This is a genomic window from Variovorax sp. PvP013 (genome assembly GCF_050435945.1).
In the GTDB taxonomy this organism is placed as follows: domain Bacteria; phylum Pseudomonadota; class Gammaproteobacteria; order Burkholderiales; family Burkholderiaceae_C; genus Variovorax.
In genome coordinates, this window is the sequence record NZ_JBNDLF010000002.1 from 73,692 (window position 1) to 92,044 (window position 18,353).

Consider the following 18,353-nt stretch of genomic DNA (forward strand, 5'->3'; position numbering starts at 1 on the left):
GGTGCTGGCTCCGAGGCACTGCGCTGCGAAGGCTCCAGAACACTGGCCGCCCTGGTCGTTCTTCTCGATAAGCTTTTGCATTGCTGGACGCGCTCATGCAGGTTCAACCCCCTGACTTCATGCTTTTCACCGGCAATGCCAATCCCGGCCTGGCCGCGGACATCGCAAAGCATCTCGGCACGGAACTCGGCGCCGCCCGCGTCGGCCGCTTCTCCGACGGCGAAGTCACCGTGGAGATCAACCAGAACGTGCGCGCGCGCGACGTCTTCGTCATCCAGTCGACCTGCGCCCCGACGAACGAGAACCTGATGGAACTGCTGATCATGGTCGACGCGCTCAAGCGCGCCTCGGCCGAGCGGATCAGCGCCGTCATCCCCTACTACGGCTACGCCCGCCAGGACCGCCGCCCGCGCTCCAGCCGGGTGCCGATCTCGGCACGCGTCGTGGCCAACCTGCTGGAGACCGTCGGCGTCGAGCGCGTGCTCACGATGGACCTCCACGCCGACCAGATCCAGGGCTTCTTCGACATCCCGGTCGACAACATCTACGCCTCGCCGGTGCTGCTGGGCGACCTGCGCCAGAAGAAATACGACGACCTGATCGTGGTCTCGCCCGACGTGGGCGGCGTGGTACGGGCCCGTGCCCTGGCCAAGCAGCTCAACACCGACCTCGCCATCATCGACAAGCGCCGCCCGAAGGCGAACGTGAGCGAGGTCATGAACGTCATCGGCGAGATCGACGGCCGCAACTGCGTGATCATGGACGACATGATCGACACCGCCGGCACGCTGGTGAAGGCGGCCGAGGTGCTCAAGGAGCGCGGCGCCAAGAAGGTGTACGCCTACATCACGCATCCGATCTTCTCGGGTCCGGCGATCGAGCGCATCCAGGGCTCGGCCCTCGATGAGATCGTCGTCACCAACACCATCCCGCTGTCCGACAGTGCCCTGGCGTGCTCGAAGATCCGCCAGGTCTCGGTCGCGCCGCTGATCGGCGAAACGATCCAGCGCATCGCCAAGGGCGAGTCGGTGATGAGTTTGTTCTCGGACCAGGATTCCCTGTTCTGAGCCATTGGCCGGCTTCCCTCCACGGGAAGCCAATCTGAAACCGACGTTGCACTGGTCGCGGTGGACGTCGATACGAAGCGGATGGCGATCCCGCCGCCGCTCCAAGGAGTTTGATCATGAAATTCGTCGCTTTTGAGCGCGCCAAGCAGGGCACGGGTGCGAGCCGCCGTCTCCGCATCTCGGGCAAGACGCCCGGCATCGTCTACGGTGGCGAAGCCGCCCCGCAGCTCATCGAGATCGACCACAACGCGCTGTGGCACGCCCTCAAGAAGGAAGCGTTCCACGCATCCGTCCTCGAGATGGACCTCGGCGGCACCGTGAGCAAGGTGCTCCTGCGCGACGTGCAGTACCACCCGTTCCGCCAGCTGGTGCAGCACATCGACTTCCAGCGCGTCGATGCCCGCACCCGCATGACCATGAAGGTGCCGCTGCACTTCAAGGGCGAGGAAGAGTCCGACGCCGTCAAGCTCGAGCACAACCTGGTCAGCCACGTGACGACCGAACTCGAAGTGAACTGCCTGCCGTCCGAGCTGCCCGAGTTCATCGAGGTCGACCTCTCCGGCCTGAAGAAGAACGGCACCGTGACGCTCAAGGACATCAAGCTGCCGCGCGGCGTCCGTTGGGTCAGCCACGGCAAGGCCAACCCGGTGCTGGCCTCGGCCACGCCGCCGGCCGCCGAGGAAGTCGATCCCGTGGTCGAAGGCGCCGAAGCCGCTGCCGCACCCGCGGCGCCCGCCGGCAAGGGCGGCAAGGCCGCTCCGGCCAAGTCTGCCAAGAAGTAATTCTTCGCGCTCCTCCCGCAGCCCCGGACCTCCGGGTGCCTGCGGATCGACGGCCCGCCTCGCGCGGGCCGTTTGCTTTTGGCGCGTCCGCGACCGCCTCGGAGCGCGCCTCGATAATCCCGCTCCATGATCAAACTGTTCGTCGGCCTCGGCAATCCGGGCCCGGAATACGAGGCCACCCGGCACAACGCCGGTTTCTGGTGGATCGACGCCCTGGCACGCGATCTCAAGCTTCACCTGGCGCCCGAGCGCGCTTACCACGCGCTGGTCGCCCGCACGCAGATCGCCGGCCGGCCGGTCTGGCTGCTGGAGCCGCAGACCTTCATGAACCTGTCGGGCAAGTCGGTGGCGGCATTGGCGCGCTTCTTCAAGATCGAGCCGGCCGAGATCCTGGTGGTGCACGACGAACTCGACGTCGTGCCGGGCGAGGCCAAGCTCAAGTTCGGCGGCAGCCATGCCGGACACAACGGCCTGCGCGACATCCATGCGCAGCTCGGCACCGGCGACTACTGGCGGCTGCGCCTGGGCATCGGTCATCCGGGCGCGAAGTCGGAGGTCGTCGGCTGGGTGCTGAAGAAGCCGCTGAAGGAGCAGCGCGACGCCATCGACGACGCCGTGACGCGCTCGCTGCACGCCGTGCCCGCGCTGCTCGCGGGCGACATGACCAAGGCCATGCAGCAGATCCACACCACCAAGCCGCCCCGGCCGAAGCCGCCCCGGCGCGATCCCGTCGACGGCACGCCGCCGACGGGCACCGCTTCACCGGCGGGAGGCGAGCCACCGGCCGCCTGAAGCGCCAGGCGGCGGTGTCGGACCGCGATCCATTCGACAACGAAGACAGGGAGAAAAAATGAGAAACGACCATCGTTCCAACCCCCATGCCGGACGCCGGCGCCCATCCAAGTCGGCTGTTCTGGCGAGCGTCGGCGTCGCCTTGGCGGCGATGCTGGCGCTGCCGTCGCCCGCCGACGCCGCCGGCCCCGCATGGCGCTGCGGCAATGCCTATGCCGACACGCCCTGCCCCGGCGGCCGGCGCATCGACGCCGTGGCCGGCCCCGACAACACGGCCCGCCGTGCCGCCGACGACGCCACGCGCCGCATCGAGCAGCGCGCCGACACCCTGGAGCGCAATCGCCTGCAGGCCGAACGCGCCACCCTGGCGCGCGACGACCGCATCGCCCTCGCCAACATGCGCCTGGCCGAAGCGCAGCGGCGCGATGCGGCGCGGCAGGCGACACAGCAGAACGCGCGGAACAAGCGCGACAGCGGCTCGCGCTCCGGTGCAAAACGCGGCGGCAGGCACGCGGCCGCGGACGGCTTCGTCGCCCAGGGCACCGGCGGCGCGCGACGCTAGCGTCGGGTCTCTCCGCTCAGTCGGCCTTCGCCGACTGCAGCCGCAGGTAACGTTCGAACAGCGTCTCGCGCGTCTCGACGTGGTCGGGGCTGACGGGGATGCACGCCACCGGGCAGATCTGCACGCACTGCGGCTCGTCGAAGTGGCCGACGCACTCGGTGCATTTGCGCGGGTCGATCTCGTAGATCTGCTCGCCCATGGAGATGGCGTCGTTCGGGCACTCGGGCTCGCACACGTCGCAGTTGATGCATTCGTCGGTGATCATGAGGGCCATGGCGCGATTATCCGGCCCGGGCATGGTCATTGCGACGGTCCGGTTATGCTGCGGCCCGCCCCATGAGTCTCTTCCTCCTCAAACGCTTCGCGACGTTGCTCGGCACGCTGGTCGGCGCGTCGGTCATCGTGTTCCTGGTGCTGGAGATCCTGCCGGGCAACGCTGCGCAGATCCTCATGGGTCCGGACGCTTCGCCCGACGCGGTGGCTGCCCTGGCCACCAAGCTGGGCCTGGACCAGCCGGCCTGGACGCGCTACGTGCACTGGGTCGGCGGCCTGCTCACGGGCGACCTGGGCGACAGCTACACCTACGGCTCGCCGGTGCTCGACCTGATCCTCGAACGCCTCGCGCTGACCGTGCCGCTGGCGCTGCTGGCGATGACCTTAACGACCGTGCTGGCGCTGGTGGTGGGCGTGACGGCCGCCGCGCGCCACAACCGGCTCGGCGACGTCGGCCTGATGGGCCTCGCGCAGGTCGGCGTGGCCATTCCCAACTTCTGGTTCGCGATCCTGCTGATCCTGGTGTTCTCGGTGAAGCTGCAGTGGTTCTCGGCCGGCGGCTTCGAGGGCTGGGGCGAAGGCGTCGGCGCGGGGCTGAAGTCGCTGCTGCTGCCGGCGCTGTCGCTGGCGGTGGTGCAGGCGGCGATACTGGCTCGCATCACGCGCTCGGCCGTGCTGGAGGTGCTGCGCGAGGACTTCGTGCGCACCGCGCGCGCCAAGGGCGTGTCGCAGCGCGCGGTGCTGTGGCTGCACGTGCTGCGCAACGCATTGATCCCGGTGGTCACGGTCATGGGCATGCAGTTCTCCGAACTTCTCGCCGGCACCATCGTGGTGGAGAACGTGTTCTACCTGCCCGGCCTTGGCCGCCTGATCTTCCAAGCCATCAGCAACCGCGATCTGGTCGTGGTGCGCAACTGCGTGATGCTGCTCGCGGCGATGGTGGTGATCGTCAACTTCGTGGTCGACGTGCTCTACGCCGTGATCGACCCGCGCATCAAGGCTTCCGACATATGAGCGCCGTCCCGTCGCCTCTCGCCACCGCCGGCACGGCGGCGGCGGCGTCGGCCGAGCTGCCCGGGTTCTGGCACCGCGCCTGGCGCCACCGCAGCTTCGCGATCGGCTTCGTGCTGACGCTGGCGCTGGTGGCCGCGGCGCTGGTCTCGCTGGTCTGGACGCCGTGGTCGCCCTACGAGATGGACATGCCCTCGAAGATGCAGCCGCCCACCTGGGCACACTGGCTGGGCACGGACCCCTTCGGGCGCGACATCGCCTCGCTGCTGCTGGTGGGCGCGCGCGCCTCCATCCTGGTGGGCGTGATCGCGGTGGGCATCGGCCTGGTCGTGGGCACCGCGCTCGGGCTGCTGGCCGCGGCGCGGCGCGGCTGGGTGGAGGAGGCGGTGATGCGCGTGTGCGACTTCTCGATGGCGTTCCCGGCCATCCTGTCGGCGATCATGATGACGGCCGTCTTCGGCCCCGGCATCGTCAACGCCATCGTCGCCATCGGCATCTACAACATCCCGACCTTCGCGCGCATCACGCGCGCCTCGGCCAACGCGGTGTGGTCGCGCGAGTACGTGGCCGCCGCGCGCGCCTGCGGCAAGGGCGCCGTCGCCATCACGTTCCAGCACGTGCTGCCCAACATCTCGGCGGTGCTGATCGTGCAGATCACGATCCGCTTCGCCATCGCCATCCTGGCCGAGGCGGCGCTGTCGTACCTGGGCCTGGGCACGCAGCCGCCGCAGCCCTCCTGGGGCCGCATGCTCAGCGAGGCGCAGACCCTGATGTTCCAGCAGCCGCTGCTGGCCGTGTGGCCGGGCCTGGCGATCGCGCTGGCGGTGCTGGGCCTCAACCTGCTGGGCGACGGCCTGCGCGACCTGCTCGACCCGCGCCTGGCCAGATCCCGATGACGGATCACTGACCATGCCCCTGCTCGACGTCGAAGACCTCCACATCCGCCTGCAGACGCAGCGCGGCCCGGCCGACGCGGTGCGCGGCATCGGCTTCACGCTGGAGCGCGGCCAGACGCTGGGCATCGTGGGCGAGTCGGGCTGCGGCAAGTCGATCACGGTGCAGTCGCTCATGGGCCTGCTGCCGGCCACGGCCAAGGTGTCGGGGCGCATCCGCTTCGACGGGGAGGACCTGGTGGGCCTGTCCGACCGGGCGATGTGCCGCATCCGGGGCAACCGCATCGGCATGATCTTCCAGGAGCCGATGACCGCGCTCAACCCGCTGCACACCATCGCGCGCCAGGTGGCCGAGCCGCTGCGGCTGCATCGCGGCCTGGGCGCCGCCGCCGCGCGCGGGGAAGCGCTGGCCTTGCTCGATCGCGTCGGCATCCCGGACGCGGCCCGGCGGCTCGATGCCTACCCGCACCAGTTCTCCGGCGGCCAGCGCCAGCGCATCGGCATCGCCATGGCGCTGGCCTGCGGGCCCGACCTGCTGATCGCCGACGAGCCGACCACCGCGCTCGACGTCACGGTGCAGAAGCAGATCCTCGACCTGATCGCCGAGCTGGTGGCCGAGCGCGGCATGGCGCTGATACTGATCTCGCACGACCTGGGCGTGATCGCCAGCACGGTCGAGCGGATGCTGGTGATGTACGGCGGCAGCGTGGTGGAGAGCGGGCCGACGAAGGCGCTGTTCGCGCGCCGCGCGCATCCCTACACGCAGGGCCTGTTCGCCGCCCGGCCGGTGCTGGGCGCGCCGCGCGGGGGCCGGCTGGCGACCATCCGCGGCAGCGTGCCCGAACTCGTCGACCTGCCCCCGGGCTGCCCTTTCGCCGGACGCTGCGCCTTCACCGTCGAGGCCTGCCACACCACCCGGCCGCCGGCCGTCGAGCTGCCCGACGGCCACCGCGTGCGCTGCCTGCGGCTCGACGAGGTCGCCGCGGCCACCGCCCTCGCCGCCCGGGAGCTGGCCGCATGAGCGCCGTGGACGCCATGGACACCGCGGCGGCGTCCGCCGTCGCCGGGGCGCCTCTGCTCGAGGTCGTCGACCTCGTGCGCCAATACGCCTTGCCGCGCGAATCGCTCTTCGCGCCGGCGCCGGTGGTGCGGGCGCTCGACGGCGTGAGCTTCCGCGTCGAGGCCGGACGCAGCCTGGGCATCGTGGGCGAATCGGGCTCGGGCAAGTCGACGCTGGCGCGCCTGGTGATGGCACTGGACAGGCCCACGGCGGGCCGCGTGCGGATGCAGGGCCGCGACCTGAACGCCCTGAGCGTGCGCGAACTGCGCGACGCGCGGCGCGACTTCCAGATGGTGTTCCAGGACCCCTACGGCTCGCTCGACCCGCGCCAGCGCATCGCGCGCATCGTCGCCGAGCCGATCGAGGCCCTGGGACTGGCCGGCCGCGCCGAGCGGCGCGAGCGCGCGGGCGAGGCGCTCGCCGCCGTCGGCCTGCGCGCCACCGACCTCGACAAGTACCCGCACGAGTTCTCGGGCGGCCAGCGCCAGCGCATCGCCATCGCGCGCGCGCTCATCACGCGGCCCAAGCTCATCGTCGCCGACGAGCCGGTAAGCGCGCTCGACGTCTCGGTGCAGGCGCAGGTGCTCAACCTGATGCAGGACCTGCAGCAGCGCGAGGGCATCAGCTTCCTGCTCATCAGCCACGACCTCGCGGTGGTCAACCACCTGTGCGACGACGTGGTCGTGCTGCTCAAGGGCAAGATCGTCGAGGCCGGGCCGCCCGAGCGCCTGTTCCGCGACGCGCAGCATCCCTACACCCGCCGCCTGCTCGACGCCGTGCCGCACGGCCCGGTTCCGATCCCGTCGTAGCGGCCCCTTCCTCGCAACCACCCGGAGTCCCATCGAATGCTCAACCGCCGCACCCTCCTCGCCACCGGAAGCGCCTCGCTCGCCCTCGGCGCCCTCGCCGCCCCGGCCGCCGCGCTGGCCCAGGGCCGCAAGGACGCCATCGTGCTGGGCATGACGCTGGAGCCGACCGGCCTGGACCCGACGGCCAGCGCCGCCGCCTCCATCGCCGAGGTCACGCTCTACAACATCTACGAGACGCTCACCAAGGTCAACGAGAACGGCAGCGTGAGCCCGCTGCTGGCCGAGAGCTGGGACGTCTCGCCCGACCTGAAGACCTACACCTTCCGCCTGAAGCGCGGCGTGAAGTTCCAGAACGGCGAGCCCTTCAACGCCCAGGCCGTGAAGTACAGCTTCGAGCGCGCCGGCGGCGAGAAGAGCACTAACAAGGACAAGCGCACCTTCGCCGGCATGAGCGTGCAGGCGGTCGACGAGTTCACGGTCGTGATCCTGAACAAGGAGATCGACCCCGACCTGCCCTTCGCGCTCGGCCAGGCCACGGCCGTCATCGTCGAGCCCAAGAGCGCCGACACCAACACGGCCAAGCCGGTGGGCACCGGCCCGTACCGGCTGGAGGCCTACAACAAGGGCGCCTCCCTGGTCCTGACCGCATGGGACGGGTACCGCAACCCCGGCCAGGCCAAGATCAAGCGCGTCACCTTCCGCTTCATCTCCGACAGCGCCGCGCAGGCCGCCGCGCTGATGGCCGGCGACGTCGACGCCTTCCCGCGCGCGGGCACGCGCATCGTGGCGCAGTTCAAGGGCAACCCGCAGTTCCAGGTCATCCTGGCGGGCTCGCGCGCCAAGACCATCCTGGCCATCAACAACGCCAGGAAGCCGCTCGACGACGTGCGCGTGCGCCGCGCCATCTCGGCGGCCATCGACCGCAAGGCCATCATCGAAGGCGCCGCCGACGGCTTCGGCGTGCCCATCGGCAGCCACTACGTGCCGGGCGCGCCGGGCTATGTCGACACCACGGGCGTCAACCCGTTCGACATCGAGCGCGCCAAGAAGCTGCTGGCCGAGGCCGGCGTGAAGACGCCGCTCGAACTCACCCTGACCCTGCCGCCGCCGCCCTACGCGCGCCAGGGCGGCGAGATGATCGTGGCGCAGCTCGCCAAGATCGGCATCGTGGCCAAGGTGCAGAACGTGGAGTGGGCGCAGTGGCTGAGCGGCACCTACGGCAACAGGAACTACGACCTGTCGATCGTCTCGCACGTCGAGCCCTTCGACCTCGTCAACTACACCAAGACGGACTACTACTGGGGCTACCAGTCGAAGGCCTTCAACACGCTCTACGACAAGATCCAGAACACCACCGCCCCCGCCGAGCGCGCGAAGCTGCTGGGCGACGCGCAGCGGATGCTCGCCACCGACGCCGCCAACGCCTACCTCTACCAGCCCCAGTTCCCGACCATCGCGAAGAAGAACGTCAAGGGCCTGTGGAAGGAGCTGCCGATCTTCGCCAACGACCTTTCCGCACTGTCGTGGGGATGAGCCGTTTGCACGAACTGTCGGCGCGCGAGCTCGGCGCGGCCTACCGCGACGGCTCGCTCTCGCCGGTCGAGGCGACGCGCGACGTGCTCGCGCACATCGAGCGCTGGGAGCCGCACCTGCGCGCGACCTGGCTGCTGCGGCCGGAGGCGGCGCTGGACCAGGCCCGCGCCGCCGAGGCGCGCTGGCGGCGCGGCGAGGCGCTCGGCCCGCTCGACGGCGTGCCCGTCACCATCAAGGAGAACATCGCCACGCGCGGCGACCCGCTGCCCGCGGGCACCGCCGCCGTCGCGCTGGTGCCGGCCCGGCACGACGCGCCGCCGGCCGCCCGCCTGAAGGAGGCCGGCGCCGTGATCCTGGCCAAGACGACCATGCCCGACTACGGGATGCTGTCGTCGGGCCTCTCCAGCTTCCACGCGCTGGCGCGCAACCCGTGGGATCTCTCGAAGACGCCGGGCGGCTCCAGCGCCGGGGCCGGGGCCGCCGCCGCGGCCGGCTACGGGCCGCTGCACATCGGCACCGACATCGGCGGCTCGCTGCGCCTGCCGGCCGCCTGGTGCGGCATCTTCACGCTCAAGCCCAGCCTCGGCCGCGTGCCGATCGACCCGCCCTACATGGGCCGCGCCGCCGGCCCGATGACGCGCACGGTCGGCGACGCCGCCCTGATGCTCGCCGCGCTCGCGCGCCCCGACGCGCGCGACAGCATGAACCTGCCGCCGCAGGACATCGCCTGGGACGACTTCGACGTCCACGCCGACCACCTGCGGGGCCTGCGCATCGGCCTGCTGCTCGACGCCGGCTGCGGACTGCCGGTGGAGCCGGCGATCCGCGCGGCGGTCGAGCGCACGGCGGCCCGGTTCGAAGCCGCCGGTGCCGTCGTCGAGCCGATGCGCCCGTTCATGACGCAGACCATGCTCGACGGCATGGACCACCTCTGGCGCATGCGCTCGCACGTCGACCTGCAGGCCCTGGCGCCGGCGCAGCGCGACAAGGTGCTGCCCTACATCCGCCGCTGGGCCGAGAGCGCGGCCGACTTCGGCGGCGAACACGTCTTCCGCGCCTTCAGCCAGTTCCACGCCACGCGCGTGGCGGCGGTGGCCGCCTGCGCGAATTTCGACTACGTGATCTCGCCGACCGCGCCCAACTCGCCGGCCCCGGCCGAGTGGCCCTCGCCGACCAACGACCCGCTGCGGCCGCTGGAGCACATCGGCTTCACGGTGCCGTTCAACATGTCGGAGCAGCCGGCCGCGTCGATCAACTGCGGCTACACCGACGCGGGCCTGCCCATCGGCCTGCAGATCGCCGGACGCCGCTTCGACGACCTGGGCGTGCTGCAGGTCGCGCGCGCCTTCGAGCAGATCCGCGAGGCGCAGCGGCCCTGGCCGGTGCCGCCGGACGCCTGATCCCGCCGCCATGACGACGACCGCCACCGACTGCCTGGGCAACCCCGTCACGCTCGACGATCCCGGCGCGGCCGCGGCCATCGACGCCTTCGTCGACGGCTTCATCGCCTGCGAGTCGACGGCGGCCGACGTGCTGGCCGCCGCCGAGGACACCACGCCGCTGGTGCAGGCCTACTGCGCCGCGCTGCACATGTTCTCCGAGTCGAAGGACGGCGTGCCCGGCGCCCGGCCCTTCGTCGAACGCGCGCGCGCCGGCGCGGCGCGCGCCACGCCGCGCGAGCGGCGCTTCATCGACGCCGTCGGTGCCTGGGTCGACGGCGACGTCGACCGTGCCATCGCGCTGCACCACGAGCAGGCGCGCGAGCATCCGCGCGACCTGGCCTCGGTCAAGCTCGGCCAGTACCACTGCTTCAACACCGGCGACTTCCCCGGCCTGCTGCGCCTGGCGCAGACCGCCCTGCCGGCCACGGCCGATGTCGCCCAGGCGCACGGCATGGTTGCCTTCGGCCACGAGCAGTGCCACCGCATGCGCGAGGCCGAGACCGCCGCGCGCCGCGCCATCGCCCTGCGGCGCAAGGAGCCGTGGGCGCACCACGCGCTCGGGCACGTCATGCTCACCGAGGGCCGGCTGGCCGAGGGGCTGGCATTCATGCAGGGCGTGAGCGACACCTGGGTCGGTCTCAACTCCTTCATGATCACGCACAACTGGTGGCACGTGGCGCTGTTCTTGATCGACCTGGGCCGCGACGACGAGGCGCTCGCCGTCTACGACGATCATGTCTGGGGGGTGGCCGAGGACTACACGCAGGACCAGATCGGCGCCGTGTCGCTGCTGGCGCGCTTCGAGCTGTCGGGCATCGACGTCGGCGCGCGCTGGGACGAGGTCGCGCCGCACCTCGCGAGCCGGCTCGACGACCACGTGCTGCCCTTCCTCGACCTGCAGTACCTCTACGGCCTGGCGCGCGCCGGGCGCGCCGAGGCGGACGTCCTGCTGCGCAACATCGAGGCCTTCGCCGAGCAGGCGCCGGCGCAGACCCGCGCCGCCTGGCGGCAGGTGTGCGTGCCGGCCGCGTACGGCCTGCTGGCGCACGCGCGCGGCGACTTCCCGCGCGCCATCGAGGGGCTGGGCACGGCCCTGCCGCGCATGATCGAGATCGGCGGCAGCCATGCGCAGCGCGACCTGTTCGAGCAGGTGCTGCTCGACGCCCGCGTGCGCGCCGGCACACCGCGCTCGCTGGCGGCGGCGCAGGACGTGCTGCAGCGCCAGCTCAACGGCCAGCCGGAGTCGCTGCGGCTGCGGCGGCAGGTGGGCGTGGTGGACGCCGCGCTCGGATTGGCATAGGGACGCCCTCGCCTCGCGCGTCGCGGAGAACCGCGCCGGCCACGTCGATCGATCGACGCCGCTGTGCTTCCGACCCGGTCGCCGCAGCGCCAGCGCGTCTACTTCGCCAGATGCCGCCGCTGGTCGTACGTCGGCTGCGCCGGCAGGTCGTCCAGGTGGCGGGTGTCGGCCCAGTCGAGGATCTCGATGCGATCGGGTCGTGCCGGGTCGGAAAGGCGGATGCGGCTGACGCCGGCATTGGGGATGTCGCTCTGGCGCGGGCCGTTGAGGCCCAGGCCGTGGGCGGTGCGCCAGACCATGTCGAGCACGCCGCCGTGCGTCACCACCAGCAACGTGCGGCCGGCGTGCGCGGCGGCGATGGCACCCAGCGTCTCGATCACGCGGGCGTGGAAGCGCCGCGGCGATTCGCCCTCGGGCATGGCGTGGTCCTCGCGGAACTCCAGCCACTCCTCCCAGGCGCGCGGATGCAGTTCGCGGATCTCGTCGCCGCGCAGGCCCTCGACGACGCCGAAGTGCTGCTCGCGCAGGCCCGCCAGCGTCACCACCGGCAGGCCCAGCAGCTGGGCGGCCGGCGCGGCGGTCTGCTGGGCGCGCAGCAGGTCGCTGCAGAACAGGTGATCCACCGCCTCGGTCGCCAGCCGCAGCCCGACGCGGCGCGCCTGCTCGTGGCCCATGTCGTTGAGCGGGATGTCGGCGTGGCCCTGGAAGCGCAGCTCGCGGTTCCAGGCGGTCTCGCCGTGGCGCACCAGGATGAGGTCGGTGGCGCGGGCGGGGTCGGCGGTGGGGGTGGCGGTCGGTTCGGTCATGGCGTCCATCATTGTCCGCGTCCGGCGTGACACGGGTCGGTCGGCGCCGTGACGCCCGTGCGCCGTCGCCGAGAATCGGACCATGACCCGACTCGTCTTCCTGCCCGGCCTCGCCTGCGACGCCCGCCTCTGGCACGCCCAGCGCGCCGCCGTCCCGAGCGCCTTCGATGCCGTCGTCAGCGACGTCCACATGCACCACGACCGCATCGAGGCCATGGCCGGCGCCCTGCTCGCCGAGCACGACGGCATGCTCGTCCTGTGCGGCGCCTCGATGGGCGGGATGATCGCCATGGAAGCCGCGCGCCAGGCACCCGGGCGCATCGCGGGACTCGCCCTGCTGGGCACCAGCCCGCGGCCGGAGACGCCGGAGATGTTCCGCCTGCGCGAATCGGCCATCGGCCTGTTCGAGCGCGGCGAGGCGCGCGAGCTGATCGAGTTCAACGCCAACTTCGCCTTCCACCCGGCGCAGGCGGCCGACAAGGCGCTGGTGCGGCGCTACGTGGAGATGGTGCTCGACGCCGGCGTGGCGCAGCTCGTCCGCCAGAACCGCACCGTGATGCAGCGCCCCGACGCGCGTCCGCACCTGGGCGCATTGCGCTGTCCGGTGCTGGTGCTGTGCGGCGACACCGACCGCCTGACGCCGCCCGAATGCTCGCGCGAGATCGCCGAGCGCGTCGCGCACGCCGAGCTGCACTGGATCCCGTCGTGCGGCCACATGCTGACGATGGAGAAGCCGGCGCTGGTGAACACGGCGCTGTCGGACTGGCTGGCACGCCTGGGGACGGCCTGAGCGATCCTCAGGCGCCCGCGGCCATCACCGCGATGCCTTCCTGCTCCAGCGCCTCGCGGATGCGCCGGGCGAATGCCAGCGCGTGCGCGCCGTCGCCGTGCAGGCACACGGTCTGGGCGTTGACGGCGACGACGCTGCCGTCGACGGCCGTCACGCGGTGGTCGCGCACCAGCGACAGCGTCTGCGCCAGCGACTGCGCCTCGTCCTCGATCAGCGCGCCGGCCCGGCTGCGCGGCACCAGGCTGCCGTCGGGCATGTAGCCGCGGTCGGCGAAGACCTCCTCCACCGGCTTCAGGCCGGCGCGCTCGGCGGCGGCGATCATGCCGCTGCCCGCCAGCCCGAAGAAGCGCAGGCCGGGGTCGAAGCGCCGCACGGCCTCGCAGATGGCGGCGGCCAGTTCGGGCTCCTTGACCGCCTGGTTGTAGAGCATGCCGTGCGGCTTGACGTGCGCCAGCGTGCCGCCCTCGGCCTTGACGATGGCCGCCAGCGCGCCGATCTGGTAGAGCATGCCGTCGACGATCTCCTGCGGCGGCAGGTGCATGGGGCTGCGGCCGAAGTTGGCGCGATCGGGAAAGCTCGGGTGCGCGCCGATCGCCACGTGGTGGTCGATGGCCCAGCGCACGCACTGGCGCATGGTGGAGGCGTCGCCCGCGTGCCAGCCGCAGGCGATGTTGGCCGAGCTCACCAGCGCGAGCAGCGCCTCGTCGCTGCCGGCGCCTTCGCCGAGGTCGGCGTTGAGGTCAATCTGCATGGGGTGGTCCTTGGACGGTGGTATCGGGGTTCGCGGGCGATGCCGGCGACGAGGATGTGGACGGCGCGATCGGCCAGCCCGCCGCGCTCAGGCCCTGCAAGGCCAGTGCCAGGTAGCGCCGCTGCGCCTCCCAGGCGAGCCGGGCCTGCGCGGCATCGACCTCCACCAGGCGCAGCAGGCCGCCCAGCGGCGCCTGCGCCAGCTTCCACAGGTCGGCGCGGATCACGCCGCCGATGCGCGGGTAGCCGCCGGTGGTCTGGGCGTCGCCCATCAGGATGATCGGCTGGCCCGCCGGCGGCACCTGGATCGTGCCGGGCACGACGCCCGAGGACAGCATGTCGCCGGCGCGGGCGCGCTGCAGGGCCGGGCCGTCGAGCCGGCTGCCCATGCGGTTGCTCTGCGGCGTGACGCGCCAGGCCGCGCGCCACAGCGTGGCCTGCGAAGCGCGCGTGAACTGGTCGAACTCGGGGCCGGGCATGACGCGCAGGACGGTCGCGCCATCGTCGTCGTCCTCGCGCTCGTCGTCGTGCTGGCGGCCGAAGAGGCTGTGCGCGCGCTCGGCGGCGGCATCAGCATCGGCCGCGCGATGGCGGTCGCGCTCGTCGATGCCGCCCTCGGGGCCGCGCAGGCCGAGCGCGCGGCGCTCGCGCTGCGCGGCGTCGAGCGGCGACGGGCCCGTCGCCAGCCGGTCGCCTTTCTTCAGCGCCCGGCCGCGATGGCCGCCGAAGCCGGCCTTGAGGTCGGTGCTGCGCGAACCGAGCACCACCGGCACGTCGATGCCGCCGGCCACCGCCAGCCAGGCCCGCAGGCCGGCGCCGGCGCCCAGCACCAGCGACTGCCCGGCGCGCACGGCCACGCTCCAGTACGGCGCCAGCGGCACGCCGTCGAGCCGGGCGCCGAAGTCGCCGCCGGCCAGCGCGATGCGCGTGTCGGCCTCGAAGCGCAGTTCGCAGCGGCCCATGGTCAGCTCGATGCCGGCCGCGCCGGGCGCGTTGCCCACCAGCCGGTTGGCCAGGGTGAGCGCCAGCGCGTCGAGAGCGCCGCCGGGGCAGATCCCCAGATCGCGGTGGCCGTGGCGGCCCAGGTCCTGCACCGAGGCCAGCAGTCCCGGCTTGACGACGACGATCATGGTTCGAAACGCTCCACGACGAAGCGCACGCGGTCGCCCGGGCGCAGCAGGGTCGGCTCGGCCGCCTGCGGATCGAACAGCTCCAGCGCGGTCCGTCCGATGAGCTGCCAGCCGCCGGGCGACGCGAGCGGATAGATGCCCGTCTGCGCGCCGCCGATGCCCACCGAGCGCGCCGGCACGGCCAGGCGCGGCTCGGCGCGGCGCGGGGTGGCGAGCTCGGGCGCGAGGCCGCCCATGAAGGCGAAGCCGGGCAGGAAGCCCAGCAGGTAGACCACGTACTCGCCACCGGCGTGGCGGCGCACCACGTCGGCCGGCGCGAGGCCGGTGTGCGCGGCGACATCGGCCAGGTCGGGACCGTGCGCGCCGCCGTAGGCCACCGGGATCTCGACGGTGCGCCCGGGCGCTTCCAGGTCCTCGCGGCCGGACGCCACCAGCTGCGGCCAGGCGGCCAGCACCTGGATCTCCAGCTCGGCCGCGTCGATCAGGGCCGGGTCGAACAGCAGCGTCAGGTTGTTCATGCCCGGCAGCGCCTCGCTCACCGCCGGCCATCGCAGGGCCTCCTCGCGCAGGGCCCAGATGCGTCGCTGCTGGGCCAGGGTGGCGGGCGCGGCCAGGGTGCACACCAGCGCGGCGTCGCCGAGCGCGTGGAGGCGCGGCGGGTGGCTCGCGGACGACGCCATGGCCTAGCCGCGCGCGAGTCCGCGCACCTTGGCCTCGAGCCGCTCCTGCACGAAGGGCGAGACGAACTTGTCGATCTCCCCGCCGAGGGTGGCGATCTCGCGCACGAAGGTGCTGGAGATGAACTGGTACTTGTCGCCCGGCGTGAGGAACACCGTCTCGACGCCGGGCATGAGCGAGCGGTTCATGCCGGCGAGCTGGAACTCGTAGTCGAAGTCGGTGACGGCGCGCAGGCCACGCACCATCGCCTTGCCGCCGCGCGCGACGACGAAGTCGCGCAGCAGGCCCGAGAAGCTCTCGATGGTGACGCGGTCGCTGTAGGGCCGCACGGCCTCCTCGGCCATGGCGATGCGCTCGGGCAGCGAGAACATCGCCTTCTTGTGGTGGCCGGCGGCGACGGCGACGATGACGTGGGAGAACAGCTGCGCGGCGCGCCGGATGACGTCCTCGTGGCCGAGCGTCATGGGGTCGAAGGTGCCGGGGTAGACCGCGATCACGCTGGACATCGGGGGAGTCTCCTCTGGGGGCCGTCGGGGACGGCGTCTGCTGGAATCGGGGTCGTCGACGGGTCCGGCTTCGGACCCGTCCGAGTCCGGCCGATTATGCCGACGGACCGGTCCCGGAAACGGCTTCCGACGCGGGTCCGGACGCGGCCTCGTCGGCGGCGCGCAGCAGGTGCGCATGCACGGCGCCGGCCTTGAGATGGCGGAAGACCTGGAGCCCGAAGCCCGCGAGTTCGTCGTCGTTCCACGCGCGCGCCGCCTCCAGGTAGACCGCGCCGTCCGGCCGCAGCGCGCGCGCGGCCGCGCGCAGGGCCGGTTCGTACAGCGCCGGCGTCTCGAAGGGCGGGTCGAGCAGCACCAGGTGCAGGCTGCCCGGCACCGCGCGCTCCAGCGCCGTCACGCCGTTGCCGCGTTCGATGCGCACCGCCTCGGCCGCCAGCTTGGCCTTGATCTTCTGCAGCCGCTCGACGAGTTCGGCGTCCTGCTCGCACACCAGCACTTGCGCCGCGCCGCGCGAGGCCGCCTCGAAACCCAGCGCGCCGGTGCCGGCGAAGGCGTCGACGCAGTGCCATCCCGGCAGCTCGCCGCCGCCCGCGCCGGCCAGGCTGGCGAGCCAGTTGAAGAGCGTCTCGCGCACGCGGTCGGGCGTCGGGCGCAGGCCGGGCTTGTCGGCCACGGCCAAGCGCGTGCGCTTCCACTGGCCGCCGACGATGCGGACCTCGTGGGGGCGCTTGTCGTGCTGCGGCGCGCTCGGCTTGCCGGCCTTGCCGGCCTTGGCGGTCGGCCCGACGCGGGGACCCGGCCGCTTCACGGCTGGCCTCCCACGACGACGGCGGCCATGCGATCGGGCTGCAGCTTGCGCGCGAAGGCGGCCTTGATGTCGGAGACGGTGACGGCGTTCATGCGGGTGGTCCAGGTGTCGAGGTAGTCGAGCGGCAGGTCGTTCCAGGCGATGTTGGCGACGTTGCCGAGCAGTTTGGCGTTGCTGTCGAGCAGCAGCGGAAAGCCGCCGACGACATTGTCCTTGGCCGCCTTGAGTTCGGCCTGGGTCGGGCCGTCGGCGACGAACTTCGCCACCACCTCGCGCGATACCTTCAGTGCCTGCGCGGCCTGGTCGGGCCGGGTCTGGAAGGCGACGCGGAAGGCGCCGGCGTGCAGCCCCGGCGAGAAGCCGCTGTAGACGCTGTAGGCCAGACCGCGCTTCTCGCGCACCTCGTTGGTCAGGCGCGAGACGAAGCCACCGCCGCCCAGGACGTAGTTGCCCAGCGTGAGCGCGAAGTGGTCCGGGTCGCGCCGTTGGTAGCCCGGCTGGCCGAGCATCACGTGCGCCTGGGCCGAGGCGAAGGGCACGTCGGTCACGCTCGATGCCGCGAGCGGCGCGATCTCGGCGACCGGCGGCAGCGGCGCGCAGCCGCCCTCGGCGGGCTGAGGCAGGCGCGAGAGCAGCCGCGTGGCGATGGCGTCGGCCTGCGCGCGCGTCACCGCACCGACGATGCTCAGCTTGGCGCGGCAGGGCTGGATCAGGCGCTCGTAGCGCGTGCGCATGGCCGCCGTGTCGATGGCCGCGAGCGTGGTCTCGGTGGTTTCCTCGCCGTAGGGATGGCTGCCGTAGACCTTCTGCGCGAAGGTGCGGGCGACCACCGTGCCCGGGCGGGTGTTGGCTTCCTTGATGGCGGCGCCGAGCTGCTCGCGCTCGCGCCGCCAGACGTCGTCCGGGAACGCCGGCTCGCCGATCTCGCGCGCGGCCAGGGCCACGGCGCGGTCGAGCAGCGCCGGGTCGGCCAGGCTGCGCAGCGTGAAGCTGGTGCGCTCCGGGCCGGCGCCGGCATCGAAGGACGCGCCGAGGTCGGCCCAGGCTTCGCCCAGGGCGTTCTCGTCGAGCGCGGGCTCGGCGCCGGCGGCGCGCACGCCCTTCTCGACCATCAGGGCGCTGGTGCTGGCCAGGCCGGCCTGCGCCGGCGGGTCGCGCCGGCTGCCGGCGTCGAAGTCGACCTGCACGTCGACGATGGGCAGCGCGTCGGTCGCGGCCAGGTAGACGCGGGCGCCGTTGGCGAGCGTCCAGTGCTGGATCGGCGGCGCGGCCTGCGCGGGCAGGGCCGCGAGGGCGGTGACGCCGGCCAGCACGAGGCCGGCGGCGAGGGATCGGAGATTCTTCTTCTGCAGCATGGAAAC

The 18,353-nt window shown here is 72.2% G+C and carries 20 protein-coding genes; 12 read left to right on the top strand and 8 right to left on the bottom strand.

Going from position 1 to position 18,353, the window contains the following annotated elements; genetic code table 11:
- Positions 1–95: 95 nt before the first annotated feature.
- The 4 genes from ABID77_RS08165 to ABID77_RS08180 all read left to right on the top strand — a co-directional run bounded on the left by ABID77_RS08165 (position 96) and on the right by ABID77_RS08180 (position 3,203).
- Complete coding sequence (locus ABID77_RS08165) at positions 96–1,067, top strand: ribose-phosphate pyrophosphokinase (RefSeq protein ID WP_429593552.1); 972 nt, start codon at positions 96–98, stop codon at positions 1,065–1,067.
- Between the two features lie 116 nt (positions 1,068–1,183).
- The gene (locus tag ABID77_RS08170) at positions 1,184–1,849 is read left to right on the top strand and encodes a 50S ribosomal protein L25/general stress protein Ctc (protein ID WP_429593555.1); all 666 of its coding nucleotides are present in this window, start codon (positions 1,184–1,186) and stop codon (positions 1,847–1,849) included.
- 126 nt (positions 1,850–1,975) lie between these two features.
- The gene (pth, locus tag ABID77_RS08175; protein WP_429593558.1) at positions 1,976–2,641 is read left to right on the top strand and encodes an aminoacyl-tRNA hydrolase; all 666 of its coding nucleotides are present in this window, start codon (positions 1,976–1,978) and stop codon (positions 2,639–2,641) included.
- A 58-nt stretch (positions 2,642–2,699) separates the two neighbouring features.
- Positions 2,700–3,203 carry a hypothetical protein gene (locus tag ABID77_RS08180; RefSeq protein ID WP_429593561.1) on the top strand — a complete coding sequence of 168 codons (504 nt, stop codon included), beginning with the start codon at positions 2,700–2,702 and terminating at the stop codon, positions 3,201–3,203.
- Positions 3,204–3,219: 16 nt separating this feature from the next.
- Here ABID77_RS08180 and ABID77_RS08185 read toward each other — a convergent pair whose 3' ends face one another.
- Positions 3,220–3,477: a YfhL family 4Fe-4S dicluster ferredoxin gene (locus ABID77_RS08185; protein ID WP_429593564.1), complete on the bottom strand. Its 258-nt coding sequence runs from the start codon at positions 3,475–3,477 to the stop codon at positions 3,220–3,222.
- A 62-nt stretch (positions 3,478–3,539) separates the two neighbouring features.
- On the opposite strand from ABID77_RS08185, the gene ABID77_RS08190 reads away from it, so the two are divergent.
- Genes ABID77_RS08190 through ABID77_RS08220 form a run of 7 tightly spaced genes read left to right on the top strand, consistent with a single transcriptional unit; the run spans position 3,540 to position 11,524 of the window.
- Positions 3,540–4,490, top strand: a complete 951-nt coding sequence (locus ABID77_RS08190) for an ABC transporter permease (RefSeq protein ID WP_429593567.1) — start codon at positions 3,540–3,542, stop codon at positions 4,488–4,490.
- On the top strand, positions 4,487–5,383 hold the full coding sequence (locus ABID77_RS08195; protein WP_429593570.1) for an ABC transporter permease: 897 nt from the start codon (positions 4,487–4,489) through the stop codon (positions 5,381–5,383). Before ABID77_RS08190 ends, ABID77_RS08195 begins: the two co-directional genes overlap by 4 nt.
- Before the next feature lie 13 nt (positions 5,384–5,396).
- Complete coding sequence (locus ABID77_RS08200) at positions 5,397–6,401, top strand: ABC transporter ATP-binding protein (protein ID WP_429593573.1); 1,005 nt, start codon at positions 5,397–5,399, stop codon at positions 6,399–6,401.
- Positions 6,398–7,249, top strand: a complete 852-nt coding sequence (locus tag ABID77_RS08205) for an ATP-binding cassette domain-containing protein (RefSeq protein ID WP_429593576.1) — start codon at positions 6,398–6,400, stop codon at positions 7,247–7,249. The genes ABID77_RS08200 and ABID77_RS08205 overlap by 4 nt, the downstream gene beginning before the upstream one ends.
- A gap of 36 nt (positions 7,250–7,285) precedes the next feature.
- Positions 7,286–8,782 carry an ABC transporter substrate-binding protein gene (locus tag ABID77_RS08210; protein ID WP_429593579.1) on the top strand — a complete coding sequence of 499 codons (1,497 nt, stop codon included), beginning with the start codon at positions 7,286–7,288 and terminating at the stop codon, positions 8,780–8,782.
- Positions 8,779–10,182, top strand: a complete 1,404-nt coding sequence (locus ABID77_RS08215) for an amidase (protein ID WP_429593582.1) — start codon at positions 8,779–8,781, stop codon at positions 10,180–10,182. The genes ABID77_RS08210 and ABID77_RS08215 overlap by 4 nt, the downstream gene beginning before the upstream one ends.
- Positions 10,183–10,192: 10 nt before the next feature.
- The gene (locus tag ABID77_RS08220; protein ID WP_429593585.1) at positions 10,193–11,524 is read left to right on the top strand and encodes a tetratricopeptide repeat protein; all 1,332 of its coding nucleotides are present in this window, start codon (positions 10,193–10,195) and stop codon (positions 11,522–11,524) included.
- Between the two features lie 98 nt (positions 11,525–11,622).
- Here ABID77_RS08220 and ABID77_RS08225 read toward each other — a convergent pair whose 3' ends face one another.
- Positions 11,623–12,330: a histidine phosphatase family protein gene (locus ABID77_RS08225; RefSeq protein ID WP_429593588.1), complete on the bottom strand. Its 708-nt coding sequence runs from the start codon at positions 12,328–12,330 to the stop codon at positions 11,623–11,625.
- An 82-nt stretch (positions 12,331–12,412) separates the two neighbouring features.
- Between ABID77_RS08225 and ABID77_RS08230 the strand changes: the two genes are divergently transcribed.
- Positions 12,413–13,120 (top strand): alpha/beta fold hydrolase, encoded by a 708-nt coding sequence (locus tag ABID77_RS08230; RefSeq protein WP_429593591.1) that lies wholly within the window; start codon positions 12,413–12,415, stop codon positions 13,118–13,120.
- Between the two features lie 7 nt (positions 13,121–13,127).
- Here ABID77_RS08230 and pxpA read toward each other — a convergent pair whose 3' ends face one another.
- The 6 genes from pxpA to ABID77_RS08260 all read right to left on the bottom strand — a co-directional run bounded on the left by pxpA (position 13,128) and on the right by ABID77_RS08260 (position 18,347).
- Entirely contained in the window at positions 13,128–13,871 is a 744-nt protein-coding gene (pxpA, locus tag ABID77_RS08235) for a 5-oxoprolinase subunit PxpA (protein ID WP_429593594.1), read from the bottom strand.
- Positions 13,861–15,000 (bottom strand): biotin-dependent carboxyltransferase family protein, encoded by a 1,140-nt coding sequence (locus ABID77_RS08240; RefSeq protein ID WP_429593597.1) that lies wholly within the window; start codon positions 14,998–15,000, stop codon positions 13,861–13,863. The genes pxpA and ABID77_RS08240 overlap by 11 nt, the downstream gene beginning before the upstream one ends.
- Positions 14,997–15,680 (bottom strand): 5-oxoprolinase subunit PxpB, encoded by a 684-nt coding sequence (gene pxpB / locus ABID77_RS08245; RefSeq protein WP_429593600.1) that lies wholly within the window; start codon positions 15,678–15,680, stop codon positions 14,997–14,999. Before pxpB ends, ABID77_RS08240 begins: the two co-directional genes overlap by 4 nt.
- 3 nt (positions 15,681–15,683) lie before the next feature.
- Positions 15,684–16,184 carry a pantetheine-phosphate adenylyltransferase gene (gene coaD / locus ABID77_RS08250; RefSeq protein WP_429593602.1) on the bottom strand — a complete coding sequence of 167 codons (501 nt, stop codon included), beginning with the start codon at positions 16,182–16,184 and terminating at the stop codon, positions 15,684–15,686.
- Positions 16,185–16,278: 94 nt separating this feature from the next.
- Entirely contained in the window at positions 16,279–16,992 is a 714-nt protein-coding gene (locus ABID77_RS08255) for an RsmD family RNA methyltransferase (protein WP_429593605.1), read from the bottom strand.
- The gene (locus ABID77_RS08260) at positions 16,989–18,347 is read right to left on the bottom strand and encodes a M16 family metallopeptidase (RefSeq protein ID WP_429593608.1); all 1,359 of its coding nucleotides are present in this window, start codon (positions 18,345–18,347) and stop codon (positions 16,989–16,991) included. The genes ABID77_RS08255 and ABID77_RS08260 overlap by 4 nt, the downstream gene beginning before the upstream one ends.
- Positions 18,348–18,353 lie beyond the last annotated feature (6 nt).